Genomic DNA, 18806 nt, shown 5'->3' on the forward strand with positions numbered 1-18806 from the left:
TTATCGTTCCGCACGCTCCAGCGTGGGAATGCCGTGCGTGACGCTCCGCGTCACAGATTTGCGCTGCGCCGCGCATTCAAGATCGGACGCAGAGCGTCCAGAACTGCATGCGACGCGGAGCGCCGCACGATAGTCAGGTTATCGTTCCGCACGCTCCAGCGTGGGAATGCCGTGCGTGACGCTCCGCGTCACAGATCTGCGCCGCGCCGCGCATTCAAGATCGGACGCGGAGCGCCGCACGATAGTGTTTCCCTCAACTGGCCGCCGCAATCAACCCGCGCCGTTCCAGCGCCACTTGCGTCCCCTCCGAACTCATCCGCACCAGGTTCACCGGGATGGATTTGGCCGCAGGGGTGTTGCCGTGTTTATCCCGGTTGGCCAGTGGCAGCAGCCCGTTGGTTTCCGGGTAGTAGGCTGCGCAGCAGCCTTGCGGCACGTCGTAGGGGATGACTTTGAAACCCGGTGCACGCCGCGTCGTGGTCGGGTCGAGCGCTGTCTGAAACTCAATGTAGTCCCCGGCCTTCAGCCCCAGGCGTTCGATGTCCTGTGGGTTGAGCATCACCACCATGCGGTCGCCGTAGATATCCCGATAACGGTCATCGTTGGAATACACCGTGGTATTGAACTGGTCATGGCTGCGGATCGTCATCAACTGCAAATGCTCCGCGCCCGGCGGCGTGTCGTCTTCGTCGTAGACGCCTTCAGGAAAGAGAAAGTTGGCCTTGCCCGACTCGGTGTCCCACTTGCGCTCACTGGCGGCATTGGGCAATCGAAAACCTCCGGGTTCTAGGATGCGCTGATTGAAGTCATAAAACTGCTCGGGCAACACTTCTTCGATCTTGTCGCGAATCCTGGCGTAGTCGCCCACATAACTGTCCCAATCCACCTTGGGATTGGGCGCAAGCGTCGCTTTGGCGATACCGGCGATGATGGCGACTTCGGAAATCAGATGCTTCGACGCAGGCTCGAGCATGCCGGTCGAGCCGTGCACCATCGACATCGCGTCCTCCACCGTAATGGTCTGCGCCACGCCGTTCTGCAGGTCGCGTTCCGAACGCGCCACGCATGGCAGCAGAAAGGCCTTCTGACCATGCACCGTCGCGCTGCGGTTGAGTTTGGTGTTGACCAGCACCGTCATTTTCAAACGGCTGACGGTCGGGCAGATCACATCGGTGTCCGGAATGGCGCGGAATAAATTACCGCCCATGGAAATGAGTGCTTCCACCTCGCCACGCAACAGGGCTTCGCAGGTCTGGGCCACGGCATGGCCTTTTTTTCTGGACGCCTCGAAACCGAACACCTTGCTCATGCTGGCCAGAAACGGTTCGCCGGCCTTTTCATAGATGCCCATCGTCCTGTCGCCCTGTACGTTGGAATGCCCCCGCACCGGGCAAGCCCCCGCACCGAGCTTGCCGATGTTGCCGCGCAATAGCAGCAGGTTGATGATCTGCTGCATCGCATCACCGCCACGCTTGTGCTGAGTGATGCCCATCCCCCAGCAGCAGATGACCCCCTTCGAGCGCTTATAAACCGCAGCCACCTCTTCGATGGCCTGGCGCGTCAGGCCCGAATGGCGCTCGATGATGTCCCAGGGCAACTGTCGGCAATAATTGGCGTACTGCTCAAAACCATGGGTGTGTTCTTCAATGAACGCCACATCAAGGACGCGCGGCAGGTTTTCACGCTGCGCCACGTCGTCGGCTTCGATCACGGCCTTGCAAACGCCTTGCAGGGCGATCATGTCGCCGCCGATTCTCACTTGATGGTACTGCGAGCTGATCTCTACGCCATGAAGGCTGAGCATGTCGCGCGGGTCCTGCGGCGCCGCAAAGCGTACCAGCGCCCTTTCCCGCAGCGGGTTGAACGAGATGATACTGGCACCCCGTTTTGCGGCCGCGTGCAGTTCGGACATCATGCGCGGGCTGTTGCTTCCGGGGTTCTGACCAATGATGAAAATCGCGTCGGCGTTCTCGAAATCTTCCAGCGTCGTGGTGCCCTTGCCGACCCCGATCGACTCGGGCAGCGCCGCAGTGGTGGTTTCATGGCACATGTTCGAGCAGTCAGGGAAGTTGGCCATGCCGTACAGCCGACCGAACAGCTGATACAGAAAGGCGGCTTCGTTCGACGTGCGCCCGGAGGTGTACAGCTCCAGCTTCCACGGATCGCTCAGGCCGCGCAGCTCTGCGCCGATCTCGGCGAACGCTTCGTCCCAGGTGACGGGCAGGTATTTGTCTGTGGCGGCGTCGTAGCGCATCGGCTCGGTGATACGGCCTTCTGCTTCCAGCTCGTGATCGCTCCAGGTCGCCAGTTCGCTGACTGTATGCCGGGCGAAGAACTCAGGCGTCACGCGTTTTTTGGTCGATTCCCAAGCCAGTGCCTTGGCACCGTTCTCGCAGTATTCAAACGTGTGCGGTTTTTTTGGGTCCGGCCAGGAGCAGCTGGGGCAATCAAAGCCGCCGGGCTTGTTCATGGACAGCAGCGTGCGGTTGCCCTTGATCAGCACATGCTGGTGCAACAGGTGCTTGTTGACCGCACTGAGCGCAGGCCAGCCACCCGCAGGTGTGCCGTCGGTCTGTGATCCTTGAAGCGGGGCCCGGGAATTTTCCGATTCGGACATGGGGTGCGTTCTCTCTCATAAAGCCCGTGCAGGCATGAAGCTCGTGTGTCTGAGATGCACGGGCTCAGAGAGAATTCGTCCGAGTCGACGAGCGTTGCCGACCAGACAGGTCGGCAAGAGGTTCAGTCAGGGTCACACCCTGTTCAGGAGCGGTTCAGAAAAAGCTCAGGCCGACCTGAAACAGCCGCTCAACCTCGCGGATGCACTTCTTGTCCACAAGGAACATGATCACATGGTCACCGGATTCGATCACGGTGATGTCATGGGCGATGAGCACTTGTTCGTCGCGGATGATCGCACCGATTGCCGTGCCGGTCGGCAGGTTGATGTCCTTGATGGCGCGACCGACCACTTTGCTGGATTTCGGGTCGCCGTGCGCGACGATCTCGATGGCTTCGGCTGCACCGCGCCGTAACGAGTGCACGCTGACGATATCGCCCCGTCGTACATGAGCCAGCAGCGTGCCGATGGTTGCCAGTTGCGGGCTGACCGCCACATCAATCTCGCCGCCCTGGACCAGATCGACGTAGGCGGGGTTGTTGATCAGGGTCATCACCTTGCGTGCGCCCAGCCGTTTGGCCAGCAGCGACGACATGATGTTGGCTTCATCGTCGTTGGTCAGCGCCAGGAACAGGTCGGTATTGTTGATGTTTTCTTCCATAAGCAAATCACGGTCCGATGAGCTGCCCTGTAGCACCACCGTACTGTCCAGATGCTCCGACAGATAGCGGCAGCGCGCCGGGTTCACTTCGATGATCTTTACCTGATAGCGGCTTTCAATGGCTTCAGCCAGACGCTCGCCGATGTTGCCACCGCCTGCGATGACGATGCGCTTGTAGTTCTCGTCCAGACGCCTCAGCTCACCCATCACCGCACGAATATCGGCCTTGGCGGCGATGAAGAACACCTCGTCGTCGGCTTCGATGACCGTATCGCCGTGGGGCAGGATCGCCCGGTCGCGCCGATAGATCGCCGCGATACGGGTGTCGACATTGGGCATGTGCGCACGTAACTGGCGCAGCTGCTGGCCCACCAAGGCACCGCCGTAATAGGCTTTGACCGCGACCAGTTGTGCCTTGCCTTCAGCGAAATCGATGACCTGTAGCGCGCCGGGGTACTCGATCAGGCGCTTGATGTAATTGGTGACCACCTGTTCCGGGCTGATCAACACGTCGACCGGAATCGCGTTTTTATCGAACAGGCCCGCGCGTGTCAGGTACGCCGCTTCGCGGATGCGCGCGATCTTGGTCGGCGTGTGGAACAGCGTGTGGGCCACTTGGCAGGCGATCATATTGGCTTCGTCGCTGCTGGTCACCGCGACCAGCATGTCGGCGTCGTCCGCGCCCGCCTGGCGCAGGACTGCGGGATAGGAGCCCTTGCCCTGCACGGTACGGATGTCCAGGCGGTCGCCCAGATCGCGTAACCGGTCGCCATCGGTGTCGACCACGGTAATGTCGTTGGCTTCGCCCGCCAGATGCTCGGCCAGCGTACCGCCTACCTGACCTGCACCCAGAATGATGATTTTCACCTGCTTACTCCCGCGCCGCCTCGACCTTGATCCGCGATCTTGATCAGTTTGGCGTAGTAGAAACCGTCGTGGCCGCCTTGCTGGGCAAGCAGCTGGCGACCATGGGCTTGCTTGATACCTGCGGGTGGCTGTCCGGCCTGCCCGGCGATATCCAGTTCTCTGGCCCCGGAGGTACGGGCCAGAAACGCCTCGATGACGTCGGTGTTTTCGGTCGGCAGTGTCGAGCAGGTCGCGTACACCAGCATGCCCCCTACTTGCAGCGTAGGCCAAAGCGCGTCGAGCAGTTCGCCCTGCAGGCTAGCGAGCGCGGCGATGTCATCCAGTTGGCGGGTCAGCTTGATGTCCGGGTGGCGACGGATTACACCTGTCGCCGAGCATGGTGCGTCGAGCAGGATGCGCTGGAAAGGCTTACCGTCCCACCACTGCGCCGTTTCGCGGGCGTCGGCAGCGATCAGCTCGGCGTCCAGCCCCAGACGATCAAGGTTTTCACGCACGCGCACCAGGCGCTTGGCTTCGAGGTCCACCGCGACTACGCCGCTCAATTGCGGCTGCACTTCCAGCAAATGGCAGGTCTTGCCACCTGGCGCGCAGCACGCGTCGAGTACGCGTTGCCCGGGTGCGAGCTCCAGCAGGTCGGCGGCCAGTTGCGCGGCTTCGTCCTGAACGCTGATCCAGCCTTCGGTAAAGCCCGGCAGCGAGCGCACGTCGCAGGGCTCTGCAAGTACGATGCCGTCCTGACTGAAGGTGCACGCGCTGGCTTGCAGCCCAGCAGTGTTCAGCAGCTCGAGGTACTGATCGCGGCTGTTATGCCGACGGTTGACCCGCAAAATCATCGGCGGATGCGCATTGTTGGCTGCGCAGATCGCTTCCCATTGCTCCGGCCACGCCGCTTTCAGGGCTTTTTGCAACCAGCGCGGGTGGGCGGTGCGCACCACCGGGTCGTGTTCCAGCTCAATCAACAGCGCTTCGCCATCGCGTTGCGCGTTGCGTAGTACGGCGTTGAGCAAGCCTTTGGCCCACGGTTTTTTCAGCTTGTCAGCGCAGCCAACGGTTTCACCAATGGCCGCATGCGCAGGAATTCGGCTGTAAAACAGCTGGTAAAGACCTACCAGCAGCAACGCCTCGACGTCGGCATCGGCGGCCTTGAAGGGTTTTTGCAACAGTTTGGCCGCCAGTGCCGACAGGCGTGGCTGCCAGCGTGCGGTGCCGAACGCCAGATCCTGAGTCAGGCCGCGATCACGCACCTCGACCTTGTCCAGTTGAGTGGGCAGCGAACTGTTCAGCGATGCCTTGCCGCTGAGCACGGCAGCCAGTGCCTTGGCGGCGGCCAGACGCGGGTTCATTGGCCCAGCACCGTGCCGATGGCGAATTTCTCGCGACGGCTATTGAACAGATCAGCAAAATTCAGCGGCTTGCCGCCCGGCAGTTGCAGACGGGTCAGGCGCAGGGCGTTCTGGCCGCAGGCGACGATCAGGCCGTCCTTGCTGGCGCTGAGTACAGTTCCCGGTACGCCCTGCCCTTCGGCCAGATCGGCAGCCAGCACTTTCAGGGTTTCTTCGTTCAACGTGCTGTGGCAGATCGGCCACGGGTTGAAGGCGCGGATCAGACGTTCCAGCTCATCGGCCGAACGTGTCCAGTCGAGACGCGCCTCATCCTTGTTCAATTTATGAGCGTAATTGGCCAGGCTGTCGTCCTGAACCTCGCCGACCAACGAACCATCCGCCAGCCCTGCAATGGCCTGCAACACCGCTGGTGGGCCGAGTTCGGCAAGACGGTCATGCAGCGTTCCACCGGTGTCCTGTGCGGTGATCGGGGTGACAGCCTTGAGCAGCATCGGCCCGGTGTCCAGACCAGCTTCCATTTGCATCACGGTCACGCCGCTTTCGGCGTCGCCGGCCTGCACCACGCGCTGAATCGGCGCAGCTCCGCGCCAGCGTGGCAGCAGTGAGGCATGGCTGTTGATGCAGCCCAGACGCGGAATATCCAGCACCACTTGCGGCAGGATCAAGCCGTAGGCGACCACCACCATCAAATCAGGCTTGAGCGCGGCCAGTTCGGTCTGCGCGTCAGGGGCGCGTAGCGTGGGCGGCTGCATGACCGGGATGTCATGCTGCAGTGCCAGTTGCTTGACCGGGCTGGGCATCAGCTTTTGTCCACGACCGGCCGGGCGATCAGGCTGGGTGTACACGGCGACGATCTGGTAAGGGCTGTCTAGCAGGGCCTTGAGGTGTTCGGCGGCAAATTCCGGGGTGCCGGCGAAGACGATGCGCAGTGGCTCAGTCATGGGCTTCTCGTTGTAAAAAACAAAAAGGCCTTGTGCAGGCCTTTTGGAGGGACGAAGGATCAAGCGTTCAGCTTGTGCTGTTTCTCGAGTTTTTTCTTGATCCGGTCGCGCTTGAGGTTAGAGAGGTAATCAACGAACAGCTTGCCGTTCAGGTGATCGCACTCATGCTGGATGCAGATGGCGAGCAGGCCTTCGGCAACCAGTTCGTAAGGCTTGCCGTCACGGTCCAGCGCCTTGACGCGGACCTTTTGCGGGCGGTCGACGTTCTCGTAGAAACCGGGTACCGACAGGCAGCCTTCCTGATACTGATCCATTTCATCGGTCAGTTTTTCGATTTCAGGGTTGATGAAGACCATCGGTTCGCTGCGGTCTTCGCTCAGATCCATGACGACCACACGCTTGTGGACATTGACCTGCGTGGCTGCCAGCCCGATGCCGGGCGCTTCGTACATGGTTTCAAACATGTCGTCGACCAACTGGCGAATGCCTTCGTCTACCATCGCCACAGGTTTGGCGATGGTGCGCAGGCGCGAATCGGGAAATTCGAGGATGTTTAGAATGGCCATATACGTAAGAGCTGCACTGTTAAGGTAAAGTCAATGTTGGGTGCCGGGCCCGGGAGTTCAAGGCAGGCAGCCCAGGACAGGACTCTAGGGTTCGCGTGAGGCAACATGATAAAGGGATTCACCGCATGAGGAAATCACTACTCGCCCTGCTGCTGCTGACCGCCAGCGGTCTTGCTCAGGCGCAAGTGCAACTCAGGGAAGGCTATCCGCAGAGCTACACCGTTGTCGCCGGGGACACACTCTGGGACATTTCCGGCAAGTTTTTGCGTGAACCGTGGAAATGGCGCGAGATATGGCGGGCCAATCCGCAAGTCCATGATCCTGACCTGATCTACCCCGGTGACACCCTCGCGCTGACCTGGGTCGATGGTCAGCCGCGCGTGACGCTCAATCGGGGCGAGTCGCGCGGGACCATCAAATTGTCACCGCGTGTGCGCAGTACGCCGATGGTCGAGGCCATTCCGAGCATTCCGCTGGGGGCGATCAACGCATTCCTGATCAGCAATCGCATCGTCGACAATGCCGAGCAGTTCGAAAAGGCCCCCTACATCGTCGCGGGCAATGCCGAGCGCGTGCTCAGCGGTAGCGGTGACCGGGCCTATGCACGGGGCACGCTGGACCCGGCGCACACCGTCTACGGCATTTTCCGACAGGGCAAGACCTACACCGACCCACAGACCAAGGAAGTGCTGGGGATCAACGCGGATGACATCGGCAGCGCTGAAGTGGTTGCCTCCGAGGGCGACGTCTCGACCCTGGTTTTGCAGCGCTCTACGCAGGAAGTGCGCCTGGGCGACCGATTGTTCAGCAGCGAAGAGCGAGCGATCAACTCGACTTTCCTGCCCAGCGCCCCGCAAACGCCGATAGAAGGTTTGATTCTGGATGTGCCACGCGGCGTAACCCAGGTCAGCGTGCTGGATGTGGTCACTCTCAACAAAGGCAAACGTGACGGCCTGGCCGAGGGGAATGTGCTGGCGATCTACAAAACCAGCGAGACAGTGCGCGACCGGATCACCGGTGAACAGGTAAAAATCCCTGACGAACGGTCTGGCCTGCTCATGGTTTTCCGTACGTACGACAAGCTTAGTTACGCCTTGGTCCTGCAAGCCAACCGATCTTTGGCCATCATGGACAAGGTTCGAAATCCTTAAAGGTATGTTTCAGTTCTGCTACGGATTTGTGTGACGAGCCAGACACTTATCAAATTGTTGTCAACAGAGTTATCCACAGGTTTGTGCATCGTCTGAGATGCGCAATGGATCAGGGACGATCTCATGCCACTGTTCGAAAATGCCCTCTCTTCGCCAGCAGAGCTGGAAGCCCGTCTGCGCATGCATCGCTTGCCCGAGATCGGACCGAAACGCTTTTCCAGGCTGATCGAAGCCTTTGGTTCTGCGTCGTCTGCGCTGAGCGCACCGGCCAGTGCGTGGCGTGCGCTGGGTATTCCAGGTGCCTGCGCCGAGGCGCGTCGAGCCCCTTCCGTCAGGGACGGTGCGAGTGCTGCATTGGCCTGGCTGGAGTGTCCGGCCCAGCATTTGCTGATGTGGGACGACCCTTGCTACCCCGCGCTGCTGGCCGAAATCGCCGACCCTCCGCCGCTGATCTTCATTGCCGGCGACCCTTCAATCCTCGAGCGTCCGCAGTTGGGAATGGTCGGCAGTCGTCGCGCTTCCAGACCCGGGCTGGACACTGCCAGAGCTTTTGCGCGCAGCCTGGCGGGTGCCGGTTTTGTGATCACCAGCGGTCTGGCGCGCGGCATTGACGGAGCCGCGCATCAGGGCGCACTGGATGTCGGTGGGCATACAATCGGTGTGCTGGGCACCGGGCTTGAAAAACTTTATCCACAGCAGCATCGTGCGCTTGCAGCGCAGATGGCGGCACAAGGTGGCGCGGTGATTTCCGAGTTCCCGCTGGACGCTGAACCACAGCCCAGCAACTTCCCGCGGCGCAACCGAATCATCAGCGGCCTGTCGCTCGGCGTACTGGTGGTCGAGGCCAGTGTTGCCAGTGGCTCTTTGATTACCGCACGCCTGGCCGCTGAGCAAGGGCGAGAGGTTTATGCGATACCGGGTTCGATTCACCATCCGGGTGCCAAGGGTTGCCACCAGTTGATACGCGATGGCGCAACGCTGGTCGAGACCGTTGAGCACATTCTTGAAGGCTTGCAGCACTGGAAGAGCGTTGCGCCCGCTGCACCGCCCGAGACACCTGCCAAACCGGTGCCTTGCGACCATCCACTTCTGGCGCTGCTGCACGCTGCGCCGCATACCAGCGAGGGGTTATCGGTCTCCAGCGGCTGGCCGTTGCCCAAGGTACTGGCGGGCCTGACCGAGCTGGAACTGGACGGCAGAATAAGCTGTGAAGCGGGACGATGGTTCGCCAGAGCGCCCTGAGGTTAAACTGCCGTCAGGATTTAGCGGAGAGACAAACAATGGTCAGCAGTTGGCGTGTGCAACAAGCCGCTCAGGATATTCGAGCCGGTGCGGTGATTGCTTACCCGACCGAGGCAGTCTGGGGCCTGGGGTGTGATCCATGGGATGAAGAAGCGGTTTATCGTTTGCTGGCGATCAAGTCACGGCCAGTGGAAAAAGGCCTGATCCTGATCGCCGACAACATTCGCCAGTTCGACTTTCTGTTCGAAGACTTCCCCCAATTGTGGCTCGACCGCATGGCCAGCACCTGGCCAGGGCCCAATACCTGGCTGGTGCCGCATCAGAACCTGCTGCCCGAGTGGATTACTGGCATTCATGAAACCGTGGCGCTGCGCGTCACCGACCACCCTACGGTGCGCGAACTGTGCGCGTTGGTCGGCCCGTTGATTTCCACATCGGCCAACCCGGCAGGTCGCCCGGCTGCCCGTTCGCGATTGCGCGTCGAGCAGTACTTCCGGGGTCAGATCGACGGTGTGCTGGGCGGCAGCCTGGGCGGCCGCCGAAACCCCAGCGTGATCCGTGATATCGCGACCGGCCAGGTCATGCGCGCTGGCTGACGCAGGCTCAGGGAATCAGAATGGTCGAGCCAGTGGTGCGCCGAGCGGACAGCTCGGTTTGCGCCTTGGCGGCGTCCTTCAAGGCGTACTGCTGAATGTTGTCGACCTTGAGTTTGCCGCTGGCGAGCATGTCGAACAGCTCGTCAGCCATGGCTTGCAGGTTCTGCGCATTGTTTGCGTAGGTGCCCAGCGTCGGGCGGGTGACATACACCGAGCCCTTTTGCGCCAGAATCCCCAGATTCACACCTGAGACCGGTCCGGACGCATTGCCGAAGCTCACCACCAGCCCACGCGGTGCCACGCTGTCGAGCGAGGTCAGCCAAGTGTCCTGCCCCACGCCGTCGTAGACCACCGGGCACTTCTTGCCGTCGGTGAGCTCCAGCACACGTTTGGCGACGTCTTCGTGGCTATAGTCGATGGTTTCCCAGGCACCCAGCGCGTTGGCGTGAGCGGCCTTCTCCGGTGAGCTGACCGTGCCGATCAGCTTCGCGCCCAATGCCTTGGCCCACTGACAGGCCAACGAGCCAACACCACCCGCCGCCGCATGAAACAGAATGATCTCGCCCGGCTTCACCTGATAGGTCTGGCGCAACAGGTATTGCACGGTCAGGCCCTTGAGCATCAACGCAGCGGCCTGCTCGAAACTGACCGAGTCCGCCAGCTTCACCAGATTCGCCTCAGGCAGCACATGCACCTCGCTGTACGCACCCAGAGGCCCGGTGCCATAGGCGACACGATCACCGACCTTGAAGCGCGTCACCTCATCACCCACCGCCTCGACCACGCCTGCCCCTTCAGCACCAAGCCCGGAAGGCAACTCAGGCGCCGGATACAGCCCGCTACGGTAATAGGTATCAATGAAATTCAGGCCAATGGCCTTGTTGCGCACAACCACCGCCTGCGGCCCTGGAGCCTCCGGCTCGAAATCGATATATTCAAGAACCTCGGGTCCTCCGACAGTGCTGAACTGGATACGCTTTGCCATGTGCTCTCTCCTTGATGGTTAAAACAAGTTCCGAAAGCACCTATCGGACTCCTTCCCCCGGCCTTCGTCAACTGCCAGCCCGCGCTGCCGATGGTATGCTACGCGCCAATTTGCCTGCGCCTCTTTTGCTGCGGGGGCTCAGCCGTTTGACGTCAGCCGTAAGGGATCCTCATGAGTACCCGTACCGAGGCCGTAAAAGCCTACCTGCTCGACCTGCAAGACCGGATCTGCACCGCGCTCGAGCAGGAAGATGGCAACGCACACTTTGTGGAAGATGCCTGGACGCGTCCGGCGGGCGGCGGTGGTCGCACGCGGGTGATCGAGAATGGCGCGGTCATCGAGAAAGGTGGTGTCAACTTTTCCCACGTGTTCGGCAGCAACCTGCCTCCGTCGGCCAGTGCCCACCGGCCTGAGCTGGCCGGGCGTGGTTTCGAGGCGCTGGGCGTGTCGCTGGTGATTCACCCGCACAACCCGCATGTGCCGACGTCCCACGCCAATGTGCGGTTCTTCATTGCCGAGAAAGAAGGCGAGGAGCCGGTCTGGTGGTTTGGTGGCGGTTTCGATTTGACGCCCTACTATGGCGTCGAGGAAGACTGCGTACACTGGCACCGGGTGGCCGAACGCGCCTGTGCGCCCTTCGGCGACGATGTCTACCCGCGCTACAAGGCATGGTGCGACAGTTACTTCCACCTCAAGCATCGTGATGAGCCACGCGGTATCGGTGGTCTGTTTTTCGATGACGTGAACCAATGGGATTTCGATACCAGCTTTGCCTTCATCCGCGCCATCGGTGATGCGTTTATCAATGCCTACCTGCCGATCGTGCGTCGTCGCAAGGCTGCGGCCTATACGGTGCAGCAGCGCGAGTTTCAGGAATTCCGTCGGGGGCGCTACGTCGAGTTCAACCTGGTGTACGACCGCGGCACGCTGTTCGGTCTGCAATCGGGTGGCCGTACCGAATCGATCCTCATGTCGCTGCCGCCGCAAGTGCGCTGGGGTTATGACTGGAAAGCCGCTCCGGGCAGTGAAGAGGCGCGTCTGACCGAATACTTCCTGACTGATCGCGACTGGCTGGCGGACAACTGATGGACCGGTACGTCGTCTTCGGTAACCCCATTGGCCACAGCAAGTCGCCCTTGATTCATCGCCTGTTCGCCGAGCAAACCGGGCAGGCGCTGGATTACCAGACGTCGCTGGCACCTTTGGATGATTTCACCGCATTTGCCCAGGCGTTTTTCCAGACCGGACGTGGTGCCAACGTGACTGTGCCGTTCAAGGAAGAAGCCTATCGCCTCGCTCATAGCCTGACCGAGCGCGGGCAGCGTGCGGGAGCCGTGAACACCTTGAGCAAGCTCGATGACGGTACGCTGCTGGGTGACAACACCGACGGTGCCGGGCTGGTGCGCGACCTGACAATCAATTGCGGGCGCAGCCTGCGTGGTCAGCGCATTCTGTTGCTGGGTGCGGGTGGTGCTGTGCGTGGCGCGCTGGAGCCGTTGCTGGCGGAGCAACCCTCAGTGCTGGTGATTGCCAATCGCACCGTTGAAAAAGCCGAACGACTGGCTCAGGAATTTGCGGATCTTGGCCCTGTGTTTGCCAGCAGCTTCGACTGGCTTGAAGAGCCAGTGGACGTGATCATCAATGCCACCTCTGCCAGCCTGGCTGGAGAGCTGCCGCCGATTTCCCCGAGCCTTATCCAGCCCGATGCGACCTTCTGCTACGACATGATGTACAGCAAAGAGCCCACCGCCTTTTGCCGCTGGGCCACTGAACAGGGTGCAGCACGGTCGGTTGATGGCTTGGGTATGCTGGTGGAGCAGGCGGCAGAAGCTTTCCTGCTATGGCGCGGCGTGCGCCCGGACTCGGCTCCGGTACTGGCCGAGTTGCGCAGGCTGCTGGCGGCTGGTTGACTGAGAGACTATCGTGCCAATGCTCCGCGTTGGCATGCCGTTCTGGACGCTCCGCGTCCTCTTGCAACGCAGAGCGTCGGGACGATGAGTTATGGCTCAATCCTCAAACAGAATCGGGCAGTTCTGCGGCCCTTCCAGCTTGTGCAATTCCTCGATCACTTGGGGTCTGGCATTTCGCATTACCAGCACTCGCCCCTGCTGACCCAAGCGCCTGGCTTCCTGATGAAGCATTTCCACGCCCGAGTAATCGATAAAGTTGATCTGCTGCGCATCGATCACTACACGCAGCCCTTCAGTGCGTTGCAGGCGAGTTTGCAGGTAATGGCTGGCACCGAAGAAGATCGAGCCGCCGACCCGCAGCACATTCTCATCGCCTTCGCGCCATTGCTGCACGCGCGGTTGTGAAGTGCGTTTGAGGTAGAAGAACAGCGAGGCCAGCACACCGGCATAAATCGCGGTTTGCAGCTCCAGCAGCAGGGTGGCCAGACAGGTCAGCGCCATCACGAAAAACTCGGCGCGGCTGACACGGAACAGTGCGCGAATGCCACGACGATCCACCAGGCCCCAGCAGATCAGCAGGATCGAGGCGGCCATGGCCGGGATTGGAATGTGCGAGATCAACGAGGCTCCGGCGACCGCGAACAATGCCACCCATAGCGCCGAAAAAACGCCGGCCAACGGCGAACGCGCACCCGCCTCGTAACTCAGCGCCGCACGGGTGAACGAGCCCGCTGACAGGTAGCCGGAAAACAGCGAGCCGACCATATTCGACAGACCTTGCGCACGGACTTCCTGATTGGCGTTGAGCAGCTGCTGCGAACGTGCCGACAGCGAGCGGGCAATCGACAGGCTGTTGACCAGCCCCAGCATGCCCACCGCCACTGCTGTCGGCATCAGCTTGAGGATCAGCTCAAGGTCCAGCGGTAGCGGGCTGAAAGGCGGTAGATGGCCAACGAAGGCACTGACCACACGGACATGGCCGAACATCGCCGGCCACAGCCACACCAACAGGCTGCTCGATACCAATGCAATCAATAAGGTTGGCCAGCGAGGCACCAGGAGTTTGAGCCCGATGCTCAGCGCCAGGGTCAACAGGCCCAGTGTCAGTGAAGGTAGATCGACCTCTCCAGGATGTTCTAACACGGCGGTCAGGCTTCTAAGGGCGGTGGTCTGACTCGGCAGGTCAATGCCCAGCAGATTGGGCATCTGCCCGAGTGCAATGACTATTGCAGCGCCCAGTGTGAAACCGAGCACCACCGAGTGCGAAACGAAATTCACCAGCGCACCGAAGCGCATCATCCCCAGCAATAGCTGGAATACACCGGCGATGAACGTCAGCAACAGGATCAACATGATGTAGTCCTGACTGGCCGGAACGGCGAGCGGACTGACACTGGCATACAGCACGATGGAAATAGCCGCAGTCGGCCCACAGATGAGGTGCCAGGACGAGCCCCACAGGCAGGCGATCAGAACAGGAACAATCGCGGCGTACAGGCCGTACTCCGGAGGCAGCCCGGCGATCAGTGCGTAAGCGATGGACTGCGGCAGGGCCAGAATGGCACCGCTCAGGCCCACCAGCGCATCATGCCCGACACTGGCGCGGCTCTGCTGCGGCAGCCAGGCCAGAAACGGTAGAATTTTATGGCGATTGAGCCAGCGCATCGGTCCCTCGAGTGAATTGAACGTAGAGGACGCAGAGCGCCCAGAACGGCATACCCACGCGGAGCATGGGGCACGATAGTCGGACACCTATCGTTCCTCACGCGCCAGCGTTGGAATGCCTTGGGTGACGCCCCGCGTCACAGATCTGCGCCACGCCGCGCACTCAAGACCTTACGACTACAATCTGGCCTTCACCGCCGTCAGCCCATCCTTGCCATCAAACGTCTTCACGCCCTCCAGCCACGTGTCCAGCACTGCGGGATTGGCTTTGATCCAGGCCTTTGCCGCTGCGCTATTGCTGACTTTCTTGTTCGCCACTTCAGCCATGATGCTGTTTTCCATGTCCAGGGTGAAGCTCAGATTGGTCAGCAGCTTGCCGACGTTCGGACAGGCTTGCGCATAACCCTTGCGAGTCAGGGTGAAGACCGAGCCGGTATCGCCAAAGTATTTCTCGCCGCCCTTGAGGTAATGCATACCTTTGATCTGCACGTTCATCGGATGCGGGGTCCAGCCGAGGAAGACCACAAACGCTTTCTTCTTCACATTGCGATTGACCTCGGCGAGCATCGCCGTCTCGCTCGACTCGACCAGCTTCCATTTGCCCAGATCGAATTCATTCTTCTTGATGATCTCCTGCAGCGACAGGTTGGCAGGTGCGCCAGCGCCAATGCCGTAGATCTTCTGGTCGAACTTGTCAGCGAATTTATTCAGGTCGGCAAAATCATGCACGCCGGCGTCCCACACATAGTCCGGCACGGCCAGGGTGAACTCGGTGCCTTCAAGGTTCCTGGCCAATTGCGTTACATCGCCGGTCGCCACGAACTTGTCGTAAAAGCCCTGCTGCGCCGGCATCCAGTTACCCAGAAAAACATCCAGCTTGCCGTCTTTCAGGCCGCCATAGGCAATCGGCACGGCCAAGGTGTCGACCTTGGCCTTGTAGCCCAGACCTTCAAGCACCACGCTGGCGATAGCATTGGTGGCCCCGATGTCACTCCAGCCCGGATCGGCCATTTTCACGGTGCTGCAACTTGCGTCCTCTGCCTGCGCCGCAAGGCTGCCGAACGCCATGACCGCGACCGCAACGGCTGTGGATAACTTCTTCATTGATGTACCCCTTTTGATTTTTTTGGTGTGGGCAGGGTCAAGGTTGCGGAAAACGTGCCTTACGCTCCAGATCGTCCAGATCAATATGGTTGCGCATGTACTGCTGACTGGCGTCGACCAGTGGCTGGTGATCCCAACTCTTCAGCTTGCCGGTTGCCAGCGATTTGGCGACGAAGCGCCTTCTGCGCTGGCTGGCGAGCACCTGTTGGTGTATCGCCGGGATATCCCACTTGGCTCGAGCTTCAGCCAGGAAGTCATTGAACAGCTTTTCATGGGCGGGTGACTGGCTCAGATCATTCTGCTCTTTCGGGTCCTTCTTCACATCGAAGAGCAGGCACGGGTCCTGCTCCGAATAGATGAATTTATAAGTGCCGCGACGGATCATCATCAACGGGCTGGTCGTGCCTTCGGCCATGTACTCGCCGAACACCTCATCGTGCCCGCCCTTGCGTTTCAGGTGCGGCATCAGAGAGCGTCCGTCCAGTGGCAACCCTGCGTCCAGTTTGCCGTTGGCCATTTCGACAAAGGTCGGCAGCAAGTCGGCAGTCGACACCGACGCACTGACCCGCCCTGGCTTGAACTGGCCCGGCGAATACACCACCAACGGCACGCGGGCGGCCATTTCGAACCAGTGCATTTTGTACCAGAGGCCCTTCTCGCCCAGCATGTCGCCGTGATCGCCGGAGAACACCACGATGGTGTCTTCCGCCAGCCCGACTTCATCCAGCGTCTGCATCAGCTTGCCGACGTTGAGGTCGATGTAGCTGCACGCGCCAAAGTAGGCGCGGCGCGCATCACGAATCTTGTCGGTCGGCATGGGCTTGTCCCACAGGTCATAGACCTTGAGCAGCCGTTGCGAATGCGGGTCCAGCGCGGCCTGATTGGCGTGCGGCGGCGGCATCGGGATCTCTTCGTCGGCGTACAGGTCCCAGAACGGCTTGGGAATGGTGTACGGATCATGAGGATGAGTCATGGAAACGGTCAGGCAGAAAGGCGCATCACCGTCCTGGCGTACATAGTCGTACAGATACTGCTGGGACTTGAACAGCACTTCTTCATCGAAATCCAGCTGGTTGGTACGAATGCACGGGCCGGCCTGCAACACTGAAGACATGTTGTGATACCAGCTCGGACGCACGTCCGGCTCGTCCCAGTTGACCGACCAGCCATAGTCGGCCGGGTAAATGTCACTGGTCAGACGCTCTTCGTAACCGTGCAGTTGATCCGGCCCACAGAAATGCATCTTGCCTGCCAGAGCGGTCTTGTAGCCCAGCGCACGCAGATAGTGAGCGTAGGTTGGAATATCAGCCGGGAAGTCGGCTGCGTTGTCGTACGCGCCGATCTTGCTTGGCAGCTGACCGCTGACCAGTGTGAAACGCGATGGTGCGCACAGAGGGCTGTTGCAATACGCTGAATCGAACACCACGCCGTCGGCAGCAAGGCGGCTCAGATTCGGCATCTGGATTGGAGACCGGGAGTAAAACGGCAACATTGGCGCGGCCATTTGATCGGCCATGATGAACAGAATATTTTTGCGCTTCATGTAATCGCTGCATCCCATTGTGAAAAGTTATGCGAAAGTGCCGGGTACGAGGATGAAGTCGTCGTGTTTGATGGTAAAGCCCATGCGCAGCAATGCCTAGGATAAGCACCGCTTATGTTTGAAGTTTTTGGCGACATGTCCCTCGACCTGCTGCGTGCCTTTGAAGTCGCGGCTCGCTTGCGCAGCTTCACTGCGGCGGCTATCGAACTGGGCACTACCCAGCCTGCCGTCAGCCAGCAGATCAAGCGCCTTGAAGAACAGCTGGCCACCCGCCTGTTTGACCGGATCTATCGCGGCATCGAGCTTACCGAAGCCGGTGAAATATTGTTCAGCCATGTGCAGGCTGGCCTGCAATCCATCGACAGCGGACTGATAGCGATCACCGAACAGCACCAGCACGAAGTGCTTCAAGTGGCGACCGACTTTGCCTTCGCCGCCTACTGGCTGATGCCGCGTCTGCACCGTTTCCACAAGGTCAACCCGGACGTGGATGTCAGCCTGGTCACCAGCGAGCGTACCCACAGCATGTTACGCGCAGATATCGACGTTGCCGTACTGTTCGGCGACGGGCGCTTCAAGCAAGGCGAAAGCCACTGGCTGTTCAGCGAAGAAGTCTTTCCGGTGTGCAGCCCGCAACTGATCACGGGTCGCCAGACGCCGCTGCCCAACGAGGCACTGCGCGACTTTCCGCTCTTGCACCTGCGCGGCGAAAGCAGCAACAACTGGTTCGACTGGGCGGGCGTATTCCGCGCCCTCGACATTCCCCAGGCCCCTACCCCCGGCCAGCTGCGTTTCGACAACTACACCCTGCTCATCCAGGCTGCGATTGGCGGACAAGGCATCGCCATCGGCTGGAAACACCTGGTCGACGACCTCCTCGACCAAGGCCTGCTCTGCCGCCCCATCGCCGGAGCCGCCATTTCCGGCCAAGGCTATTACGTGGTTTTGCCCCAGCGCAAACGGCGCGTGCAGATCGTCCAGCAGTTCATGGACTGGCTGGCGAGTGAGCAGGCGTTGAGCGGGGTTTCGCTGGCGGGCAGGCCGTTGCCGTCGATTGCGGTGTAAGCAGGCGTTCATTTTTTGGTCAGGAAGGACTCATACATGCAAGACATCCACGGCTACCACGCCCATATCTATTTCAACGCCCAGACCCTGGACCAGGCCCGAGCCCTGTGCGAAGCCGCGACCGAGAAATTTGCGCTGCAGATGGGCCGCGTTCACCAAAAGCTGGTTGGGCCGCATCCGGACTGGAGTTGCCAGTTGGCGTTCGGGCATGAGCAGTTGGCTGACGTCACTTTATGGCTCGCGCTTAATCGCGATGGATTGGTGGTTTTTCTGCATCCGTTGACGGGCGATGAGCTGCGCGACCATACCGACCATGCCATCTGGATGGGCGCGGTTCGGCCTTTGAATCTGGGCGCTCTAAGTGGCTGATAGCCAGCTTCTCGGCCGTTTTCATTCAGCAATTACAAGCGCATTCCTCGTCGAAAAGATCGGTGTAAGATAGCTCCGCTGAAAAATGACCACTCGGTCCGTTGCAGCGCAAATTTCAACAAAATGGTCATGCATACGCGTCAACATCGATAAGCCGCCTTTCACGGGCTGCCTGAAATGA

The 18806-nt window shown here is 60.4% G+C and carries 16 protein-coding genes; 7 read left to right on the top strand and 9 right to left on the bottom strand.

From position 1 onward, the window contains the following. Positions 1-253 precede the first annotated feature (253 nt). From RYA97_RS15725 to def, 5 genes are all read right to left on the bottom strand, one after another. A complete protein-coding gene (locus RYA97_RS15725; protein WP_010199574.1) occupies positions 254-2617 on the bottom strand; it encodes an FdhF/YdeP family oxidoreductase in 2364 nt (787 codons plus the stop codon). A gap of 154 nt (positions 2618-2771) precedes the next feature. After that, positions 2772-4145 (bottom strand): Trk system potassium transporter TrkA, encoded by a 1374-nt coding sequence (gene trkA, locus RYA97_RS15730; protein WP_005732751.1) that lies wholly within the window; start codon positions 4143-4145, stop codon positions 2772-2774. After that, entirely contained in the window at positions 4142-5488 is a 1347-nt protein-coding gene (rsmB, locus tag RYA97_RS15735; RefSeq protein ID WP_117139776.1) for a 16S rRNA (cytosine(967)-C(5))-methyltransferase RsmB, read from the bottom strand. The genes trkA and rsmB overlap by 4 nt, the downstream gene beginning before the upstream one ends. Further along, positions 5485-6429, bottom strand: a complete 945-nt coding sequence (gene fmt / locus RYA97_RS15740; protein WP_117139775.1) for a methionyl-tRNA formyltransferase — start codon at positions 6427-6429, stop codon at positions 5485-5487. The genes rsmB and fmt overlap by 4 nt, the downstream gene beginning before the upstream one ends. 59 nt (positions 6430-6488) lie before the next feature. Then, positions 6489-6995: a peptide deformylase gene (gene def / locus RYA97_RS15745; protein WP_005732754.1), complete on the bottom strand. Its 507-nt coding sequence runs from the start codon at positions 6993-6995 to the stop codon at positions 6489-6491. Between the two features lie 125 nt (positions 6996-7120). Between def and RYA97_RS15750 the strand changes: the two genes are divergently transcribed. From RYA97_RS15750 to RYA97_RS15760, 3 genes are all read left to right on the top strand, one after another. After that, complete coding sequence (locus tag RYA97_RS15750; RefSeq protein WP_002551334.1) at positions 7121-8146, top strand: LysM peptidoglycan-binding domain-containing protein; 1026 nt, start codon at positions 7121-7123, stop codon at positions 8144-8146. Positions 8147-8269: 123 nt separating this feature from the next. Next, the gene (gene dprA / locus RYA97_RS15755; RefSeq protein ID WP_054089085.1) at positions 8270-9388 is read left to right on the top strand and encodes a DNA-processing protein DprA; all 1119 of its coding nucleotides are present in this window, start codon (positions 8270-8272) and stop codon (positions 9386-9388) included. A gap of 38 nt (positions 9389-9426) precedes the next feature. Continuing rightward, positions 9427-9984, top strand: a complete 558-nt coding sequence (locus RYA97_RS15760; RefSeq protein WP_004662860.1) for an L-threonylcarbamoyladenylate synthase — start codon at positions 9427-9429, stop codon at positions 9982-9984. Between the two features lie 7 nt (positions 9985-9991). On the opposite strand, the gene RYA97_RS15765 is transcribed toward RYA97_RS15760, so the two are convergent. Next, on the bottom strand, positions 9992-10969 hold the full coding sequence (locus RYA97_RS15765; protein WP_117182434.1) for an NADPH:quinone reductase: 978 nt from the start codon (positions 10967-10969) through the stop codon (positions 9992-9994). A 171-nt stretch (positions 10970-11140) separates the two neighbouring features. Here RYA97_RS15765 and hemF point away from each other — a divergent pair, with 171 nt between their 5' ends. Both hemF and aroE read left to right on the top strand, forming a co-directional pair. Beyond that, positions 11141-12055 carry an oxygen-dependent coproporphyrinogen oxidase gene (hemF, locus tag RYA97_RS15770; protein ID WP_002551339.1) on the top strand — a complete coding sequence of 305 codons (915 nt, stop codon included), beginning with the start codon at positions 11141-11143 and terminating at the stop codon, positions 12053-12055. Next, a complete protein-coding gene (gene aroE, locus RYA97_RS15775; RefSeq protein ID WP_117139773.1) occupies positions 12055-12879 on the top strand; it encodes a shikimate dehydrogenase in 825 nt (274 codons plus the stop codon). Before hemF ends, aroE begins: the two co-directional genes overlap by 1 nt. Positions 12880-12975: 96 nt before the next feature. Here the strand turns inward: aroE and RYA97_RS15780 are convergent, their stop codons facing one another. From RYA97_RS15780 to betC, 3 genes are all read right to left on the bottom strand, one after another. Next, the gene (locus RYA97_RS15780; protein ID WP_117139772.1) at positions 12976-14544 is read right to left on the bottom strand and encodes a SulP family inorganic anion transporter; all 1569 of its coding nucleotides are present in this window, start codon (positions 14542-14544) and stop codon (positions 12976-12978) included. A gap of 177 nt (positions 14545-14721) precedes the next feature. Beyond that, complete coding sequence (locus RYA97_RS15785; RefSeq protein WP_005743937.1) at positions 14722-15648, bottom strand: choline ABC transporter substrate-binding protein; 927 nt, start codon at positions 15646-15648, stop codon at positions 14722-14724. A gap of 37 nt (positions 15649-15685) precedes the next feature. After that, positions 15686-17191, bottom strand: a complete 1506-nt coding sequence (gene betC / locus RYA97_RS15790) for a choline-sulfatase (protein WP_005743935.1) — start codon at positions 17189-17191, stop codon at positions 15686-15688. 114 nt (positions 17192-17305) lie between these two features. Between betC and RYA97_RS15795 the strand changes: the two genes are divergently transcribed. Further along, positions 17306-18256: a choline sulfate utilization transcriptional regulator gene (locus RYA97_RS15795; RefSeq protein WP_005743934.1), complete on the top strand. Its 951-nt coding sequence runs from the start codon at positions 17306-17308 to the stop codon at positions 18254-18256. 36 nt (positions 18257-18292) lie between these two features. Continuing rightward, a complete protein-coding gene (locus tag RYA97_RS15800; protein WP_117139771.1) occupies positions 18293-18625 on the top strand; it encodes a DOPA 4,5-dioxygenase family protein in 333 nt (110 codons plus the stop codon). Positions 18626-18806: the final 181 nt, after the last annotated feature.

This window comes from Pseudomonas syringae group sp. 26L6 (assembly GCF_032587815.1).
In the GTDB taxonomy this organism is placed as follows: Bacteria; Pseudomonadota; Gammaproteobacteria; order Pseudomonadales; family Pseudomonadaceae; genus Aquipseudomonas; species Aquipseudomonas amygdali.